Origin of the sequence: Nonomuraea sp. NPDC050310, from assembly GCF_040655795.1 — a bacterium.
Taxonomy (GTDB): Bacteria; Actinomycetota; Actinomycetes; order Streptosporangiales; family Streptosporangiaceae; genus Nonomuraea.
On sequence record NZ_JBFAKP010000004.1, the window covers coordinates 270227 to 286811 of the forward strand.

Annotated in this window: 19 protein-coding genes; 3 read left to right on the forward strand and 16 right to left on the reverse strand. The window is 69.0% G+C overall.

The window, feature by feature from the left end:
- Positions 1 to 6: 6 nt before the first annotated feature.
- The 8 genes from AB0I67_RS14435 to AB0I67_RS14470 all read right to left on the reverse strand — a co-directional run bounded on the left by AB0I67_RS14435 (position 7) and on the right by AB0I67_RS14470 (position 5777).
- Positions 7 to 270, reverse strand: coding sequence for a hypothetical protein (locus tag AB0I67_RS14435; RefSeq protein WP_357923028.1), 264 nt, complete (start codon positions 268 to 270; stop codon positions 7 to 9).
- 216 nt (positions 271 to 486) lie between these two features.
- The gene (locus AB0I67_RS14440; RefSeq protein WP_357923030.1) at positions 487 to 2514 is read right to left on the reverse strand and encodes an FtsK/SpoIIIE domain-containing protein; all 2028 of its coding nucleotides are present in this window, start codon (positions 2512 to 2514) and stop codon (positions 487 to 489) included.
- Positions 2511 to 2819, reverse strand: coding sequence for a hypothetical protein (locus tag AB0I67_RS14445; protein WP_357923034.1), 309 nt, complete (start codon positions 2817 to 2819; stop codon positions 2511 to 2513). The genes AB0I67_RS14440 and AB0I67_RS14445 overlap by 4 nt, the downstream gene beginning before the upstream one ends.
- On the reverse strand, positions 2816 to 4168 hold the full coding sequence (locus tag AB0I67_RS14450; RefSeq protein WP_357923037.1) for a hypothetical protein: 1353 nt from the start codon (positions 4166 to 4168) through the stop codon (positions 2816 to 2818). Before AB0I67_RS14450 ends, AB0I67_RS14445 begins: the two co-directional genes overlap by 4 nt.
- Positions 4165 to 4476 (reverse strand): hypothetical protein, encoded by a 312-nt coding sequence (locus AB0I67_RS14455; protein WP_357923039.1) that lies wholly within the window; start codon positions 4474 to 4476, stop codon positions 4165 to 4167. The genes AB0I67_RS14450 and AB0I67_RS14455 overlap by 4 nt, the downstream gene beginning before the upstream one ends.
- A 326-nt stretch (positions 4477 to 4802) precedes the next feature.
- The gene (locus AB0I67_RS14460) at positions 4803 to 5018 is read right to left on the reverse strand and encodes a hypothetical protein (RefSeq protein ID WP_357923042.1); all 216 of its coding nucleotides are present in this window, start codon (positions 5016 to 5018) and stop codon (positions 4803 to 4805) included.
- Positions 4996 to 5559: a BRO family protein gene (locus AB0I67_RS14465; protein ID WP_357923044.1), complete on the reverse strand. Its 564-nt coding sequence runs from the start codon at positions 5557 to 5559 to the stop codon at positions 4996 to 4998. The genes AB0I67_RS14460 and AB0I67_RS14465 overlap by 23 nt, the downstream gene beginning before the upstream one ends.
- Positions 5560 to 5567: 8 nt before the next feature.
- Positions 5568 to 5777: a helix-turn-helix domain-containing protein gene (locus tag AB0I67_RS14470; RefSeq protein WP_357923045.1), complete on the reverse strand. Its 210-nt coding sequence runs from the start codon at positions 5775 to 5777 to the stop codon at positions 5568 to 5570.
- A 188-nt stretch (positions 5778 to 5965) separates the two neighbouring features.
- Between AB0I67_RS14470 and AB0I67_RS14475 the strand changes: the two genes are divergently transcribed.
- The 3 genes from AB0I67_RS14475 (at position 5966) to AB0I67_RS14485 (ending at position 7811) form a co-directional block, all read left to right on the forward strand.
- The gene (locus tag AB0I67_RS14475; protein ID WP_357923048.1) at positions 5966 to 6670 is read left to right on the forward strand and encodes a GntR family transcriptional regulator; all 705 of its coding nucleotides are present in this window, start codon (positions 5966 to 5968) and stop codon (positions 6668 to 6670) included.
- Between the two features lie 73 nt (positions 6671 to 6743).
- A complete protein-coding gene (locus AB0I67_RS14480) occupies positions 6744 to 6944 on the forward strand; it encodes a DUF397 domain-containing protein (protein ID WP_357923051.1) in 201 nt (66 codons plus the stop codon).
- A gap of 456 nt (positions 6945 to 7400) precedes the next feature.
- Positions 7401 to 7811, forward strand: a complete 411-nt coding sequence (locus tag AB0I67_RS14485; RefSeq protein ID WP_357923053.1) for a GntR family transcriptional regulator — start codon at positions 7401 to 7403, stop codon at positions 7809 to 7811.
- Between the two features lie 470 nt (positions 7812 to 8281).
- Here AB0I67_RS14485 and AB0I67_RS14490 read toward each other — a convergent pair whose 3' ends face one another.
- The 8 genes from AB0I67_RS14490 to AB0I67_RS14525 form a co-directional block, all read right to left on the reverse strand.
- Positions 8282 to 8884, reverse strand: coding sequence for a ribonuclease E inhibitor RraB (locus AB0I67_RS14490; RefSeq protein WP_357923056.1), 603 nt, complete (start codon positions 8882 to 8884; stop codon positions 8282 to 8284).
- Positions 8885 to 9314: 430 nt separating this feature from the next.
- Positions 9315 to 10184: a serine hydrolase gene (locus AB0I67_RS14495; RefSeq protein WP_357923059.1), complete on the reverse strand. Its 870-nt coding sequence runs from the start codon at positions 10182 to 10184 to the stop codon at positions 9315 to 9317.
- 70 nt (positions 10185 to 10254) lie between these two features.
- Positions 10255 to 11454 (reverse strand): HAMP domain-containing sensor histidine kinase, encoded by a 1200-nt coding sequence (locus AB0I67_RS14500; RefSeq protein ID WP_357923062.1) that lies wholly within the window; start codon positions 11452 to 11454, stop codon positions 10255 to 10257.
- Positions 11451 to 12140 (reverse strand): two-component system response regulator CseB, encoded by a 690-nt coding sequence (cseB, locus tag AB0I67_RS14505; protein WP_357923065.1) that lies wholly within the window; start codon positions 12138 to 12140, stop codon positions 11451 to 11453. The genes AB0I67_RS14500 and cseB overlap by 4 nt, the downstream gene beginning before the upstream one ends.
- A 14-nt stretch (positions 12141 to 12154) precedes the next feature.
- Positions 12155 to 13330, reverse strand: a complete 1176-nt coding sequence (locus tag AB0I67_RS14510; RefSeq protein WP_357923067.1) for an ABC transporter permease — start codon at positions 13328 to 13330, stop codon at positions 12155 to 12157.
- A 2-nt stretch (positions 13331 to 13332) separates the two neighbouring features.
- On the reverse strand, positions 13333 to 14007 hold the full coding sequence (locus AB0I67_RS14515; protein WP_357923070.1) for an ABC transporter ATP-binding protein: 675 nt from the start codon (positions 14005 to 14007) through the stop codon (positions 13333 to 13335).
- Positions 14000 to 15661, reverse strand: coding sequence for a peptidoglycan-binding domain-containing protein (locus AB0I67_RS14520; RefSeq protein ID WP_357923073.1), 1662 nt, complete (start codon positions 15659 to 15661; stop codon positions 14000 to 14002). The genes AB0I67_RS14515 and AB0I67_RS14520 overlap by 8 nt, the downstream gene beginning before the upstream one ends.
- Positions 15658 to 16440 (reverse strand): hypothetical protein, encoded by a 783-nt coding sequence (locus AB0I67_RS14525; protein WP_357923076.1) that lies wholly within the window; start codon positions 16438 to 16440, stop codon positions 15658 to 15660. The genes AB0I67_RS14520 and AB0I67_RS14525 overlap by 4 nt, the downstream gene beginning before the upstream one ends.
- Between the last annotated feature and the right edge of the window lie 145 nt (positions 16441 to 16585).

Here is a 16585-nt window from a genome sequence, read left to right on the forward strand (position 1 = left end):
GCCTCCTCAGCGGTCCCGCAGCAGGCCACGGAGCCGCTCCGAGGCCTTGGCTCGGGCGCCGGCGGTTCGTAGCGCCTTCTCCATCTCCTGCTTGGCGCCGCGCTTTCCGAGATCTGCCTCAAGCGCTTCCCGGGCTCTGCGCTGGTCGGCGCGGGTACCGTTACCGCCGACCGCGGTCCTCGCCAGATTCCGGCGCTCCTGGTCTGCCTTGTAGCCGCCGTGAAGTTGGGCGAGCTTGTCCTCGTCCAGTCGGCTTCTGAAAAAGCTCATCGTTGATCTCCTCGGATCCCTCGGGGAGCGGGTGCTCCGGGCGGCCCCAGACGCGTACTGGGGACGCCCGCAACACCGGCCGCGAGGGGTCTAGCCGGGGTCTAGCGCTAGACCAGGAAGGTCTAGGACCTAGACCTGTGGCCTAGGGATCTAGAGCCTTCTGACCACCGGAAACGCCGTCCTAGACCCACTAGAGCCTCCAGCGGGAGGCCCCGATCAGCGGCGCATAAGCCGGTTCAGCGCATCCTCGAAATCGGAGCGCCGATAGCCGTTGCGGTTGACGCCGTCGATGTCCTGTCCGCGGGGCGCGACACCGTACGGCTTGAGCAGTCGGGCCAACTCGCGGGCGGCGTCAGCGGCCTCGTCGAACATGGCGGCAGGACGCTCCCACGCCGCCTGCCCGGCCAGCCCGGCGAGCAGATCCGCGGTCCAGATCTTGTCCCGTTCACCGCACACCCGCAGGCACGCCTCCAGCAGCAGACGACCCGGGTGAGTCTCCGTCGCCGGCAGAGTCCCCGCGGCCTCACGCAGCCGGTAGGCGGTGCGGCTGATCGCCTTGATGTCGTTGTCGGACAGGAAGCACGAGCGCAGCCACGTCGGGACGCTCCCTTCGGCCAGGAGCAGGCCGGCGCCGCGCTGAGTGACGTCGATCCGGGCGGCATTGAAACCCTGGGAGGCCCAGCCCTGGCCGAGGATGGTGTCGCTGGCCTGCGGGGTTGTGCAGCGCAGCGCCCACCGGATGGACAGGATGTCGCGCAGCTTCGACGGGACCACCTCTGCGGCGGGCCGCTGGGTCGCCGCAGAGGTGATGAAGCCGGCGGCCCGGCCGCGGGAGACGATGTCCCACAGCGCGTCCACGATCAGGTCGCCGACCTTCGCTTTCCCGCCTTCGTCGTCGCCTGGGACGCCGGTCTTGCCGCGGGCGGCGGCGAAGAACTGGATCTCGTCGATGTGCAGCAGAGTCAGCCGCATGCCGGTCTCGACGGCGATCTCGCGGGTCAGCTTGCGCTCACCCAGGCTCTTGAGCGTCCGGTAGCGGTCGCTCATCTCGTCCTGGATCTGCGTGCACAGGTCGAGCATCGCCAGCGGGTCAGGCTCAGCGAGGAACTGGGTGCTCAGCGGCTCGTAGTCGATGAGGTCGGCGCCGCCTTTGCCGTCGACCATCCGCAGGTCAACGAAGGGGTCGAGCGCGGCGAAGCACAGCACGTTGTTGCAGGAGACGCTCTTGCCGCCGCCGGGTTCGCCGCCGGTCAGCAGGGACCGCTCCGGCAGCGCGAACGACACCCACCGGCCGCGCCGATCCTTGCCGACGGACGCCTTCTCCGTCCAGGCGTCAACCGGGGTGGCGCGGCCCTTGAGCGGGCTGACGATCGTGTCGCCGGTGAGCGGGTCGAAGTCGGCCACCCAGAACTTGACCCGCCCGTTGTGGCCCTTCACGGGGTCGACATCGAGCTGGGTCATGTCCACCCCGAACGCGGAGGCCAGCTCCTGCTGCCGCTTGACGGCCTTGGCCGCGGGGATGCCGGGCTTGAGGTCGGCTATCGCGGTCCAGGCGGGGACGGAAGACTGGTCGTCACGGATCACGCCGGGCGGCAGGACGCGCACTTCGTCGGCCTTGCCGAGGCCGCCGGCGTTGGCGATGGCGTGCCGGACGGCCTTGCTGCCCGGGTGGGTGCCGAGCGTCCGCACCTCCTGGCCCTCCTGCGTGTTCTGCACGGCCAGACGCCGGCGCACCGCCTCGACAACGCCGCCGACGGTGGCGACCGCGGCGAGGCCGAGGCTGGGCGCGGTCCACCACGTCCAGTCCGCGAACAGGACGAGAGCGCCGTCACCTGCGGCGAGCGTGCCGAGCCCCCACAGGGACACCTTGCGGCGGCGGGCGCGGACCTGCTCCACGAACTGCGGCTGGGTGGCCAGCACGGCGTCATGCTCGGCGGCGGTCACCCACCGGTAGTAGGAGGCGACGGTGCGGGCCACGCCGAGCCCGCCGTAGCCGATGCCGCGGCCACTGACGCGCAGGCTGGCCAGCGCGAGTGAGCCGTGCTGCTGGCGGACGTGCTCGACCCGCTGGCCGACGACGGTGCCGACGGCGTCGATGATGCGCCGGGACGGGACCGGTAGCCGGTCTTCGGTGTTGGGGTCGTCGATGATGACGGCCTCGATGATGGTGTCTTCCTCGGTGCTGGTCACGGGCGGCTCATCGGCTGGGGGGACCGGGTAGAGGTGCCGCTGCGGCGTGCTCATACCGGCTCCACGGAGGCGAGCGGGAGGGGCTTGGGCTGGTGGCCGATCGCGCAGACGGCGACGCCGATGACGGTGACGACGCCGGCGAGTTCGGCCAGGAGGAACGCGCCGATGCGGACGAGGTCGCCCAGGCACAGGACGGTCGTGGCGAGCAGCACCCAGACGGTGGCCGTGGTGGCGCGCAGGACACCGGCGGACTGGGCGTGGTTGCGCATCTGGCGCCACGTTCGGTCGTCAGGGCTGGCGGGCCGGACGGAGAAGACGGCGATGAGGCCGACCAACGCGAGGATTGCGGGGATGTTCATGACGCCTTCTCCCGTCTGGGCCCCGCGGCGAGACCGCGGCGGACTCGGCCGTCCACCTGGGCCTCCCATTCGGCCCGCTTCTTCCGCCCGTATGTCTCGGAACACGCGCCGATGCGGGCGAGTTCGGCGCCACTCGGGATTCGCTTCTCGACCTGCACGATCTTCAGGAAGTACTCGTACATGGCGGCGGTTGCGCTCGGGGTTGCGTCTCCGGTTGCGGTGCTGGTTGCGTCCGCGGCGGTGTCGTCGTCCGGCTCGATCTCCGCGTGCAGTCGTACGGGAGCCTCGCCCAGGGGGTGGCCCGTAACCTCAGACGCAACCAGGTCCGCAATGTGGTTCGTTGTTGCGGGGGAGGTTGCGCCGGGCCGGCCGGTCAGCCACGGCTCGCGCGCCAGGATGCTGGTGGCGGTCAGGTCGAGCGCTCGCTGCACGGCGCCGTTCGCCTCCCATGCACGCCCGGCCTCCATCGCCAGCCGAGCCTCTTCCGGAACGGCACCGGCGCCCGCAGGGGGCGGGGACGACACCCATCCGGCGGTGGCCTTGCGGTCGGCGAGGACTTCCGCGCTCTGCATGGCGTCGATCTGGGCGAGCAGCATCTGCTGCCGCTCCTCGTTGACGGCGAGCTGGGAGTGTTCGACTGCGGCGGCGAGAGCTCGCCGGAACTTCCGCATGCCGGCCCGCTGCCGACGGGGGGAGGCGTTCACGGCGCGCAGGTCGTCGAGCTTGGCCTTCGCCATCGAGGCGCGGTTGATGCGGCGCTGCGCGTCAACCTCACCCGCGGTGCGCTCGGACGGCTCGGCCAGGCGCAGCCGGACCAGGATGCGCTCCGGGGTGAGTCGCCAGTTGATGGTGGAGGTGCCGCGCAGGCGGCGACGTTCGATGGCCATGCCGCGCTCCCACAGCCACGCGGCCACGAGGGGGGCGACCAGCCGGAACACGCCTTCACCGAAGGACTTGGCGTCCAGGGTGGACAGGACGGCGGTGAGAGCGGCCAGGACCCAGACGGCGATGCCGTCGATGCCGGCGGAGTAGTTGTCCCGCATGTTGCGGCGGGCGCGGATGGCGGAGACGACGATCGCGAGTTCGATGAACGCGAACAGCATGACGCGGAGGGGGCCGTCGAGTTCGAGGACGTCGCCGGAGAAGCGCCACATGCCTTCGGCGGAGACGGCGGTGGCGATGCCGGCTACGACGCGGGTGAGGCGGTCTTCGGTGCTGGTGGCGGGTTTGTCGGTGGCGGGTCGGCGGCGTGCCCATCGCACGGCGGTGAGGACGGCGGCGAGTACGAGGATGCCGGCGGCGGCCCATGCTGCCCACGGGGGCGGCATGTAGGGGGTGAGGTCGGTCATGACGTCACCTCCAGATACGCGCAGCTCGTGCACGGCTCCTCCGGCGAGGAGATCCCGGCGAAGATGCAAAGTTCGCGCAGGTAGTAGAGGGGCCACCTGGTGGCTGCGGCGAAGCGCCACAGAGCCATGCGCCAGCCGGTCAGGCGGGGGGTGGCGGCGATGGTGGTGGCGAGGTCGGCCGTGCACTGGTGGCAGATCTTGCGCCGGTCGGCGTTGACGCGGGCGAGGTGTTGGTGGTGGTCGTGGACGGCCTGGATGGCGGTCTGCACGATAAAGGCGAAGGGGATGGAGTAGGCGATCCAGATCATGACGGTCGCCTCGCTGCCGAACTGGTGTTCTCTGGCGCGCTGTGGTGCGCGTGGTGTACCTGTGTCATCAGCTCGATCTCCTGTTTCAGCAGGTGATTCGGGTCAGGCCCCCGGCCGGCGGTGAGGTCGCTCGGCCGGGGGCCGGCTCAAGGGGTTAGGTGTCGGCCCGGTCAGGGCTGGTCTCAGCGTGGGAACGGGCCTGGCCGATGCCTCCAGCTCTGCTCCGCATGGCTTCTCCTCTGGGTTGTGGGTCCCGCCCGCCCTGGAGAGGTGGACGGGACCGTCCTGGCGTTCACCGCGCCGTGTCACGCCAGGAGTGCGGGGGATCATGAGTAGCTCCGGCGGATCTTCTGCTGCTTGTCGAGAAGGTCGTCGAGCTCGTCGAGACTGTCGGCGCCGACTTGGGCCAGTGCGCCGGCCTGCTGCTGCGTGAGACTCGGACGGTCGCTCGTGGACGCCCAGTAGCGTCCGATCCCGGACCGGTAGATGCTCCACTCCGGGTACCGCTCGCGGACGCGGTTAAGGATGGCGTCGGCGTCCACGACGCGCTCCGGAGAGATGGGGACGGTGTTGGGTCCCATGGGCGGCGATCAACTCCGAGAGAGACACCCACGCGGTCCACGCGAAGTACTGGAGCTCGTGCAGGGCGGCGACCGGTATGAGTGCAGCCCCTGAGGTGTCGTGCTCGGCGCCCCAGCCGAGTTCGGCTTCACGAGTTCGGAGGGCGAAGTATGCCTGCGCCCGAGCCACCTCCGGCTTGCGAGGGTCGCCGTTCATCGCAACGAGGTAGGCGGCAAACCGGGCCAGGCGAAAGTCTTCACGGGGACGCCCGGCAGTCTTTTCAGGGGTGACCCTGAAAAGGTCGTCGGTGCTGGCGGCGTGGGCTGTGGCGGAAGCCATCGCGCGGTCCAAGACAGGGCGGTAGTCGCTCCAACGGCTGTAGCCCATCGGCTCCATGAGGTCGCGTGCCGACCAGTACTCGCCCTCCTTGTCGAATCGACGGATGGTGTCGAAAGGGGAGCCGTTAACGATCGCTAGTGGAGCAGTCACGAGCTGCCTCCTGGGGCGCTGTCTGTTGTTCACGTCGGACCTCAGTCGCAGGCGAGGTCTGGGGAGCTGAGTAGCTCTTCGAGATCACTGGCGCGGAAGCGGTACTCGTGACCGCCGGGGTTCTTACGCGCCTGGATCTTTCCTGTTCGAGCCCACACCCTGACCGTCTCGGGATCGACCTTGAACAGCTCGGCGACCTCTTCGGTCTTCAGCAGGGGTTCGAACTGGCGGCTCGCAGCATCAGCACTCACTTGACACCTCCAATTCGGACACGCGACCCCTAGATCCATGCGTGGGCCTCGTTGTGCTGGACTACACTCGACCGTACTGCCTCATGCGTGAGCTAGCAAGCTTTTTGTGGCACGAATGAGATCGCAGCTTTGCTGCCTAACGGATAAGGTGATCAGGGCATGACGCAATGAAAGGTGTAGTGAGTCGCGTGAGACCAGATAACAGGCACCCATCGCACAAGCTCGCCGCTGAACTGCGGGCGAAGATCATGGCAGGTCTTCTGGAGCCCGGCGCGAAGCTGCCCTCAACGGCGGAACTCGGCGAGCGATACGGGGTTGTGGGCGCGACAGTCCAGAACGCTGTGAGGATGTTGAAGGCCGAGGGCTTCGTGACCAGCCGGGCAGGCTCGGGCGTGTTTGTGCGTACTGGCCACGCCTTTGAGGTCCGAGCGGCTGCCTACTTTGAGCCGGCGTCCCGTGGCATCAACTACCGAATCTTGGATGCGTCTGAAGTCGATCCCCCCGACGACGTGGCTCAAGTGCTCGGCGACGGCCGGGCCATTTGTCGGACGCGCCTGATGTTGCGCGACGAGACGCCTGTAGAGCTCTCACGCTCGTACTATCCCTCGAGCCTTGCCGCTGGAACGCCGCTTGCGGGCCGCGGTCGCATTAGAGGTGGTGCACCTGCGGTCCTGGCCGAGTTGGGTCATCCAGAACGGGAGTGGATCGACCGGATCTCGACGCGTCCGCCTACGACCGAGGAGGCGGAGATGCTTGAGATCCCCGAGGGGATTCCCGTGTTCCGGCAGTTCCGCATCGTGTATTCCGATCATGAGCAGCCAGTCGAGGTCTCTGTGCTCATCAAGCCTGGACACCTCTATGAACTGAGCTACCGGCAGCCGGTGGCTGATTAGCGACGAAGTGATTGAACGTCGCTGCGTCTGGGCGGACACTGAGTGCGGCTGTCCCGCTCACAGGAGGAGACGCATGGACGCGACGGTAGGCGAGCTTGTGTGGCGGAAGAGCACCTTCTCTGGCCAGCATGACAACTGCGTGGAGGTTGCTGCATTGCCGGACGGCGGCGTAGCAGTCCGCGACAGCAAGGACCTCGACGGCCCGATGCTGACGTTCACTCCAGGCGAGTGGGACGCCTTTCGGGCCGGCATGAAGGCTGGCGAGTTCGACTGATGGAGGGCCGCGATCCGGCCAGGTGGCTTGATGCTGCCGAACTTGCTCAGCTCCTGGGTCTTTTCGATGAGGACGGGAGCCCCCGCGCGAAGGGTGTGTCCAGAAAGGCGTACTCGGGAGAGTGGCCTTGCCATAAGCCGCTGGGACGGATTCGGTTCAGCCCCGAAGATGTCGCCGCCATCCAGGAGTTGGTGGCCCGGCCAGCAATCAAGGCGAGAGCCGAGGCGCGGCAGGAGAAAGTGCTCCCCGACCGGTCGACGGCCACCTCTCATCGGGTGTTACCGGGGGCCAGCAAGAAGGACTCGCCGGTTCGCGATCTGACCCCGCTTCCGATCAGGCACCGCCGCCAACGGCATACCGATCCCGAGGGTTACGGCACCTCGGAATAGGGCTCATGCTCATGATGCGTACGTAGGCACGTTCGGATGGTGCGTACGTGCTCACTACCGTTGATTCATGATCGACTCGGAGAGTGGCGTACCGGTGTATCGGCAGCTTGCCGACATCGTCCGCCGCCAGATCGAGTGCGGGGAGCTCGCGCCTGGTCAGAGGTTGCGGACCGAGCCCGAATACGAGTTCGAGTACGGGATCAGCCGCGCCTCGGTGCGGCGGGCGATCGCGATCCTTCGCCAGGAAGGTCTGATCACGACCAGCCGCAGCGGTTCACGAGTGCGTACCGTGCGAGCCATGGCAGAGGTACCGATAGGGGACGAGACTCGGGTCACCACTCGCATGCCGACGGAGATGGAGCGGCGCCAGCTTGGCGTACCGGAGGGCGTTCCGGTCTTCGTCGTGGAGCAGGACGGAGATCAGCAGATTCTGGCCGGAGATCGGACAGCGCTGATCGTAAAAGCGGGGCGGGACTGAGTGGGGAGAGCTGACTTGATCCCGGCCTGGACGGGTGACCCCGGGCACTAACACTGTCCGGGGCCACCCGTCTTATGGACCGCACCGCCGGGGCTTCGCCTCGCCGTGGGGGGAGGAGTCGACAGTGCGGGGACTGGGCCCTCGCCTGAGGCCTGACGCCCCTCTCGGATCGTATGCGATTAGCTGCGGGCTGTCACGGCGTGGTTGCAGATGGAGGGTGGGAGAAAAGTGGGAGAAGAGATCTTGATCGAGGCTGGTCGCCGGTCATCGAAATTCGCCGAGATTCACTGACCATAAGCGTTCTACCTGCGTACTCGCGGATACGGCTGATCGCACCGTTGGGCTGACAGCGTTCGCATCGAAGGGGTCAGGGGTTCAAATCCCCTCATCTCCACCCAAGCCAGAGGCCGCTTCCGAGAGATCGGAAGCGGCCTTCTGCGTTGCTGGGTGACCAACCGAGTGACTACGCCTCACGGGGTGGCAGCGGCTCCCCAGCCGTCGTACTCGGCGTGATACCGAGCCGCCAGGTCATCGAACAGGTTGCCCGTCTCCCGCACGAAGTCGGGCGAGATCACCGCGGTCGTTTCACAGGTCACCGGCCAGCTGTCCGGATGCTCCGGGGAGGGCTTCCCGATCTCGGGACGCAAGCCATAGCCGGCGCCGTGGGCCTCCTTCGCGATGCTCTGAGCGGCATCGAGGGTCGGAGCGTGCAAATAGAAGTCCACATGACGAGGCTGCTCAAGATCAGCTCCTGCTTTGGTGAGCTGATGCATCACCATCAGGTCCTTGTACTTGATTCCAAGCTCTGGTGACCGCTCTTCCGGATCGACTTGCTCACGCTTCTTTCTCCGGAACGGCCACATGCGACATCCTTCGTATTTTTGTTCGGATTGGCGATCATAATCAGTCCGGAAAAGCTGGTCCAGAGCCTCAGCTCCTTCCAAGAGCATCGGGCGGAGCTGCTTCCGGCAGACGGTCTCGGCAACCGAGGTGCTGCGGTGGCCGGCCAGGCGGGAGATGCTCTCCAGCGGGACGCCGAAATTCGACAGCAGCGAGACGAAGCTGTGCCGCATCTCCTGGGGCGTCCACTCCATGGCGTTCTGTCAGGCTTAGGCCGGTTCCCCGCACCGCTTCGGCATGGCCAGCGTGCGCCGGGACTTACGGGTCTTGGTCACGGCCTTCCCGGACCGAGCGCCAGCGGCTTCTGCCTGGGCGAGAGTGAGCGACTTGGACGGGGCGCCCCTTCTTCCCCTAGGGAGATCTCGCAGAGCAGCGCCATGTTCCGCATCACCTTCGTCACGAGCCTGGGCGCGGGAGACGGCCCGGCCGACGGGTCCCGAGTCTGCCCGGGAAGCCGATCTGGTCGGCCAAACGGGTCAGGCGAGCGGTGTCAGGAGCGGCACCCGGACCGCCTGCCGTTGTCGCCGCATCATCCCCGGAGCCTCCCGATCACGTCCGCTGGACGCTGCCGTCGGGCGGCATGCCGTGGCTGACCGCACGTCTCTACGGGAGGGGTGCGGCGGAGACGGTGAGCCACCGTTCCACGGCGGCGCTCATCTTCGCGCCCGCCTCCAGCGCCGCGGCCTTGGCGGCGGTCGGGTTGGTGTTCGCGACCTGTCCGAGGATCACCCCGAGCACCAGGTGGCCGCGTACGCGGGAGGCCCACATGAGGTTGCCGCCCGCGGCGGTGCCCGAGCCGGTCTTGATGCCGATGACGCCGTGCTTGTGCAGCAGGGTGTTGGTGTTGGGCAGCCGTCGCCCGGAGCCGGGCACGGCCGTGTCGGCCTGGGACACGACCTCGCGGAAGACCGGGTCGCGCATGGCCTCCTTGGCCAGCTTGAGCTGATCGGCCGCGGTGCTGACGGTGCTGTCCTCGTTGCCGCTGGCACCGGTGTACGTGGTGGCGGCCATGCCCAGGCGGCGGGCGGCGGCGTTCATCCGCTCGACGAAGCGCTCCTCCGAACCGGAGTCCCAGCGGGCCAGGAGGCGGGCCACGTTGTTGCCCGAGGGCACCATCATCAGCTCAAGCAGCCGGCGAAGCCGTACGCGCTCCCCTGCTCTGACCGGGGCGGTGGACTCCTGCGGCACGTAGGACTCGTCCTCGGCCGTACGGTCCACGGTGATGAGCGGGCCGCCGTCGCCGGGCCGGAGCGGATGGCGGCGCAGGATCACGTAGGCGGTCATGACCTTGGTCACGCTGGCGATGGGCAGCGGGTCGTTGCCGCCACTGGCGCCCAGGCTGCCCACACCTTCCACTTCGACGGCGGCCTGGCCCTCGGCCGGCCACGGCAAGGGGACGGCGCCGGAGACGGGCGGCACGGTTCCACAGCTCGTCAGCAGCAGGAGCAGAAGGGACACGAAGGAACGTCGCATGCCGACCACGGTGGGCCACCCGCGTGTCCGTACGGCCGTGGGCGGATCTCCGCAGGGGCTTGGCCGTGTATCAGTCGGGCATCAGGCTGACGGTGACGCGCGCGCCGCCGTCGGCGGGGTTGTCGAACCGCAGGTTCGCCCCGATGACGCGGGCGTGGCCGAGCACGATGGTCAGGCCGAGCCCGTGCCCGCGGCCCCGCTCGCTGCGTCCGGTGTGGAAGCGCTGCGCCTGCCCCTTGTTCAGGGTGGTGAGCAGGTCGGGCGGGAAACCCGGGCCGTGATCGCGGATGACGATCTGGCGGGATCGCACGGCGACCGTCACCGGGGCCGCGCCGTGTGCGCGAGCGTTGAGGAGCAGGTTGGCGACGATGCGCTCCAGGCGGCGCGGGTCGGTGACGGCTGTGGTGTCGCGCTGGTCGCCGACGAGGTCCAGGTCAGCGGGTACGTCGACCCGGCGCAGCGACTCGCGCACCAGGTCGGCCAGCGGCACCGGCTGCCGGTCCGGTTGTTCGCCGGTGGCGTCCAGGCGGGAGATCTCGAGCAGATCGTCGACCAGGCCGCGCAGCACGCCGATCCGCTCGCGGACCATGTCGGTGGCCTGCCCGTCGGGCAGCAGCTGGCCGGCGGTCAGCAGCCCCATCAGCGGAGTGCGCAGATCGTGCGCGACGTCGGCCGTGAAGCGCTGCTCGGCCAGCAGCCGCTGCTGGAGGCTGGCGGCCATGGAGTTGAGCCCGGCGCCGATCTCGGCGATCTCGTCCCTGCCGCCCGCGTCGGTGCGCGCGGACAGGTCGCCGTCGGCGATCTCCCGGGCGGTACGGGCCATGCGCCGGAGCCGCCGGTTGGGGAGCTCGGCCGCCAGCACCGACAGCGGGATCACTCCCGCCAGGGCGAGCAGGCCGGCTTTGACCATGTTGCGGTCGAGTGCGTACAGGCCGCGCAGCTCCCCTCCCATCGAGATCTGGGCGATCACCGCCTGGCGTCCGTCGCTCCCGTACGGCTGAGCCGCCCACATCCACGGCTCGTCCCGGTAGTCGACCCCGTACCAGGTCACCGGACGGCCGGGATGCAGCCGGGCAGCCAGTTCGTCGGGAAGCTGCTCGACGGCGACCGGGTCAGCGAGAGTCAGCGCCTCCAGAGCCCGGGCTTCGCCGATGCCCAGCTCACGCTCCCAGGTCGCCCGGTGGACCAGGAGCCCCACCACGGCCGCGACGACGGTGGCGGCGAGCGTGACGAGGGCGGCGATCTTCCAGCGTAGAGAGGCCGGATTCATGTGGTGTTCAGCCGGTAGCCGAAGCCGCGGACCGTCTCGATGCGCTCGGCTCCGACCTTCTTGCGCAGTCGCTGCACGCACAGGTCGACCACGCGGCTGTCGCCGTCCCATCCGTAGTCCCACACCGTGCGCAGCAGCGTCGCCCGTTCCAGGACGATGCCCGGGTGGGCGGCGAACTCCAGCAGCAGCCGCAACTCGGTCGGGCTCAGGTCAAGGCGCTGCCCGGCTCGGCGTACCTCCAGCGAACCGGTGTCGACGCTCAGCTCGCCGAAGGTGAGCGTGGCGTCGGCCTGCCCGGTCGCGGGCGAAGGTTGCGGCTGGGCGATGGTGGCCCGGCGCAGCAGCGAGCGGATCCTGGCCACCAGCACCGGTAGGTCGACCGGTTTGACCACGTAGTCGTCGGCGCCGCCCTCCAGCCCGGCGACGATGTCCAGGCCGTCGCCTCGGGCGGACATCATGAGGATCGGCACCTGGCTGGTTTCCCTGATCTTGCGGCACAGGCTGATGCCGTCCAGGCTGGGCAGCATCACATCCAGCAGCAGGAGGTCGTGGCCGCCTGCCTGGGCGGCTTCCAGGCCGCTCAGCCCGTCGTCGGCGGTGGTCACGCGGTAGCCGTAGCGCTCCAGGGCCATGCTGACCGACGTGCGGATCACCGCGTCGTCCTCGACGAGCAGGAGTGATGTCATGAAATGCACGATATCTACCTCAATGCCGTGACTGGTTCCATACGAGCGGCACGCAGGGCCGGGTACAGCCCCGCGAGCAGCCCGACGAGGGCGCCGGCGACAGGGGCCATGGCGGCCAGCTGTACGTCCAGGACCGGAGTCCACTGCTTGGCGGCGCACACCGCGACGATCACGAGGATGCCTCCTGAAGCCCCGATGACGCCGCCGGTCATTCCGGTGAGGGTGGACTCCAGCAGGAACTGCGCCGCGATATGACGGCGGGCCGCGCCGAGGGCGCGGCGCAGGCCGATCTCGGCGATACGCTCCATGACGGTCACCAGCGTGACGTTGGCGATGCCCACCGCGCCGACGACCAGGGAGACCAGCCCGAGAATGAGGAAGAGCGCGTTGACGTCGCCTTCCACCGCGTCACGTGCCCGCGTGGGGCTGGGCGGCGAGATGACCTGGAGCAGGGCCTCGTTGCCCGGGCTGAGCGCGACCGGCGCCTGCTCGGCGATCAGTCCCGCGGCGCCGAGGCCGGTGTTGACCAGAACCCGGGTCACGGTGCTCAGGCCGTAGCGCTTGCCGACGGCCGGCGGCAGCAGCACCGCGCCCGCGAGGCTCTTCTCACGTTTCAGGTCGCCGAGCACCCCGATGACGGTGTACGCCTGGGTGCCGATGAAGACGGCCGGGGCCCGGTCCAGCCGGGTGATGCCCAGCAGCCTGGCCGCGTGCTGGCCCAGCACGACGACCTTGTCCCCTCGGGCGACGTGCCCGGCGTCGAAGTAGCGACCCTCGATCATCCGGCCTTTGACCGCGGCGGGCAGGCCGGGGTCGCTGGCCAGTACGGTCAGCGTCTGGTCGACGACCCTGGTCGGGTCCACGATGTCGTTGGAGCGGACGCTGAGATTGGCGCTCTGTTCCGCCTCGGCGAGCGCGGCGGCGGAGGCCACCCCGCGCAGCCGGGTCACCCTGCCGACGTCGGCCCAGTCGACCAGAGGGAATGCGTGCTTCGGGACTTCGATCGTGACGGAGGTGGCAACCAGTTCGTCGAAGCGGCCGACGATCTGGTTGCCCGCCGTCGCGGCGACGCCGAGCGTGACCACGAGCGTGGTGATGCCCAGCACGGTGCCCAGAGTGGTCAACGCCGAGCGCACCGGGCGGGCGAGCAGGCCCGCCACGGCCTCGTTCAGCAGATCGCGAGGGTGCACCTCTACTCCTCCGTCAGGACGCCGTCGGTGATGCGCACCCGGCGCATGGCCCGGTCGCTCACCTCGTTCTCGTGAGTGATGACCACGATGGTCATCCCCTGGGCACGCAGCTCGTCGAACAGGTCGAGCACGGCGTCGGTGTTCTTGCTGTCGAGGTTGCCGGTGGGCTCGTCGCACAGCAGCAGGGACGGCTCGCCCATGAGGGCGCGGGCGATGGCGGCGCGTTGCCGCTCACCGCCCGACAGCCGGCCGGGCAGGAAGTCCACCCGATGCGACAGCCGTACCCGCTCCAGAGCACGCATCGCGCGCTCCCGCCGCCCCCCGCGCCGGGCCGCGCCGTAGACCTCGGCGAGCATGACGTTCTCCAGGACGCTGCGGTGCGGCAGCAGATGGAAGGACTGGAAGACGAAGCCGATACGGCTGCCGCGGATCGTGGTCCGCGCGTTGTCCTTCATGGAGACGGTCTCGAGGCCGTCGAGCCGGTAGCTGCCGCTGGTCGGCCGGTCGAGCAGGCCGAGGGTGTTGAGCAGGGTGGATTTCCCGGATCCGGAAGGACCGACGATGGCCATGTAGTCGGCTTTCTCCACGCGCAGGTTGACCGCCGAGAGCGCCTGAACGGGAGGATCGGCGGGAAACTCCTTGGTCAGGTCGTGGAGCAGGATGACCGGCTCAGACACTGTTGATCACCACCTTGTCGCCCGGCTCGAGGTCGCCGGTCACCTCCACGGCTCCGTCGGCGGACAGACCGGTGCGGATCTCGACCTCCCTGGTCTGATCGGGCGCGATCTCCACCAGCACCCTGGCCTTGCCGTCCGCGGCGGTGACGACCGCCGCGGCGGGAACCACGAGCACCTCCTGGCCGGTGGCTCCGATGGTGACCCGGACCGTGACCGGCGCGCCGGCGAGCTTCTTGAGGCCCTTCATCGAAGCAGGAGTGATCATCACCGGCGTGGCGCCCTGCTTGTCGCGTCCGCCGAAGGAGGTCACCGTGCCGGGGATGGTCGTGCCCGCCTCCGTCTCGATGCTCGCCTTCAGGCCGGTCTTCAGCCGCTCGGCCTCGGCCACGTCCACCGAACCGGCGACCACGAAGGTGGAGGCGGTCACCGTGGCGACCGACCGGTCCACCACTTCGCCCGCCTTGACGGTCGGCTTGTGCAGGCGGGCGGGCAACTTGGGCAGGAAGACGATCTCTCCCGCCGGGACGGTGGTGCCATAGGTCCTGGAGAACTCGGCCAGCAGCGCTCGGGCCGCGGCCAGATCACTCTGGGCGTTGGCCACCTTCAGCTTGGCAGGAGAAAGCTGCAGCGCCTGCTTGAGCGCCTGCTCGGCGGTGACGACGGCCTCGCGTGCCACCCGTACGTTCTTGGACAGCTCGGCCAGCCGCGTGGCCCGCGCGGTCGCCGCTTCCTCCCGCACGCGCTCCAGCGCCGACCTGGCGGCGGCCAGATCCGCTTCCGCGTTGGCGACCCGGAGTTCGAGCAGGCGGGTGTCGGGAGACGGGCCGGCGGACGGACTAGCGCTGGGAGTCGGCGTGGCGATGGCCTTGTCGAGGTCTTGCTGGGCCGACAGCAGCTTCTCCTCGGCTGCCCGGATGGCGGCTTCCGCCGCCTCGACCTTGGCTTCCTCGTCGATGGTGTGCGCGTTGCTCAGCGCTCGCTCGGCCTCCCGCAGATCCTGCCTGGCGTTGGCGAGCCTGACCTTCAGCGGGAGCACGTCCCGGCCATGCTCCAGGAGCTTGCTCTCGGTCGCGAGCACTTCCTGCGCGGTCCGAACGGCCCGGCGCAGGTCATCACGCTTCTGCCGCAGTTCCAGGGTGGGCTGCTGCGCCTCGTAGCCCCGCTTGGCGTAGAAGCGCGACACCGCCGCGATGGTCGCCTGGTCGAACACGCCGGTGGCGGGCGCGCGCAGCGCCTTCTGCAACTGCTTGACATCGTCCCCCTTGACGCCGGGGACCAGACTGCGGTGCATCGGCACCGTGCCGGAGAAGACGAACACCGGACGCCCGTTCACCTCCATCAGCAAGGAGCCCTCCGTGAGGGTGCCCTGCCGGGGAGCGCGCGTGGCGCGCTGAGCAGTCTCGCTGCCGCCGACCACGCCGGCCAGCGACACCGGGTACGGCGAGCCGTACTCCAGAGCGCCGCTGACCACCACGGTGGCCACCAGCTTGCGCCGCTCGACCGCGGCGGTGACCAGCGACGGCTTGGGCGGCTTGCGGGCGGCCGCCTCGTCGGCGGGGGAACGCAGCATCGTGCCCACTCCCCAGCCGGTCCCCGCGATCACCAGGACCGCGGCCAGGACGAGCAGCAGCTTGCCGCGAGGGGTGCGGATCACTGTGCTTCGAACCCGTACTTCACCCTGGCCGCGTTGTTGAGCCGCTTCGCCAGGGGAACGAAGGCGGCGTAGAAGTCCTTGCCGCACTCCAGGTCGACCAGCGCCGACTTGATCTCCTTGACGAGGTACGGCCTGGCCGCCTCCGCCGTGACCTCGCCCGCCTCCCGTAGCTTCTCGAGCTGCTTGCTCCACACCTCCACGCCGCGACCGCCCAGCGCCAGCGGCCTCGCGGACGCCACCCGCTCGCCCTTGGACTTCAGGCACTCGGCGAAGGGCGCGGCGAGCTCCAGGAGCTTGGGATCGCCGTCGAGCGCCTTGTCGATGTTCTCGATCTCCTTGCTCATCTGGTCCTGGTAGTCGGCCAGCGAGGTGACCTTCAGGCCGTTCACCTGACGGAGGGCGTCGACCCTGCACTCGTTCATGGTCTTGAGATAGGCGTCCCGCTTGGCGCCCTGGAGAGCGTCGATCGTCGCCTTGTTCGGGTCCTGCGCCCCCTTCTCCGGCGGCTTGGGATAGACGATGGCGGAGAAGACGCCGAAGCCCTCCTTGCCGCGGATGGCCTTCATTGCCTCGTAGTCAGCGGGGTCGGCATCGGACTGCTTGGGGCGGCTGACCGAGGGGGTGTAGAGGAAGCCCTTCTGCTTCATGCAGGTGGCGATGACGGCCTCCCGCTCGCGTACCTTGTCCACCGTGGCGTCGCCGTCCGCCGTGGGGGCCGGCGATGCCCCGCAGCCGGTCAGCACCGCCAGGCCGAGCAGACCGCACGTCAACACACGCATGAAGGATTCCTTTCCGTGGGGATCACGCCGTGGCTACTTTGGAGCCCCATTCCGTCCGGCCCACGTCGAGCGGGTATCCGCGCGTGCTCGGCCGTGCATCCGCCGTGCATCAACGCCTCGCTCAGGGCTGGCGCTCGCCATCGCC

Bases quoted from the DNA above. Each gene is read 5' to 3' on its own strand.
- AB0I67_RS14480 (WP_357923051.1), top strand. From the start codon at position 6,744: ATGGACGCGACGGTAGGCGAGCTTGTGTGGCGGAAGAGCACCTTCTCT.
- AB0I67_RS14450 (WP_357923037.1), bottom strand. From the start codon at position 4,168: ATGACCGACCTCACCCCCTACATGCCGCCCCCGTGGGCAGCATGGGCC.
- AB0I67_RS14500 (WP_357923062.1), bottom strand. From the start codon at position 11,454: ATGAATCCGGCCTCTCTACGCTGGAAGATCGCCGCCCTCGTCACGCTC.
- AB0I67_RS14485 (WP_357923053.1), top strand. From the start codon at position 7,401: ATGATCGACTCGGAGAGTGGCGTACCGGTGTATCGGCAGCTTGCCGAC.
- AB0I67_RS14440 (WP_357923030.1), bottom strand. From the start codon at position 2,514: ATGAGCACGCCGCAGCGGCACCTCTACCCGGTCCCCCCAGCCGATGAG.
- AB0I67_RS14445 (WP_357923034.1), bottom strand. From the start codon at position 2,819: ATGAACATCCCCGCAATCCTCGCGTTGGTCGGCCTCATCGCCGTCTTC.
- AB0I67_RS14455 (WP_357923039.1), bottom strand. From the start codon at position 4,476: ATGATCTGGATCGCCTACTCCATCCCCTTCGCCTTTATCGTGCAGACC.
- AB0I67_RS14495 (WP_357923059.1), bottom strand. From the start codon at position 10,184: ATGCGACGTTCCTTCGTGTCCCTTCTGCTCCTGCTGCTGACGAGCTGT.
- AB0I67_RS14435 (WP_357923028.1), bottom strand. From the start codon at position 270: ATGAGCTTTTTCAGAAGCCGACTGGACGAGGACAAGCTCGCCCAACTT.
- AB0I67_RS14525 (WP_357923076.1), bottom strand. From the start codon at position 16,440: ATGCGTGTGTTGACGTGCGGTCTGCTCGGCCTGGCGGTGCTGACCGGC.
- cseB (WP_357923065.1), bottom strand. From the start codon at position 12,140: ATGACATCACTCCTGCTCGTCGAGGACGACGCGGTGATCCGCACGTCG.
- AB0I67_RS14490 (WP_357923056.1), bottom strand. From the start codon at position 8,884: ATGCGGCACAGCTTCGTCTCGCTGCTGTCGAATTTCGGCGTCCCGCTG.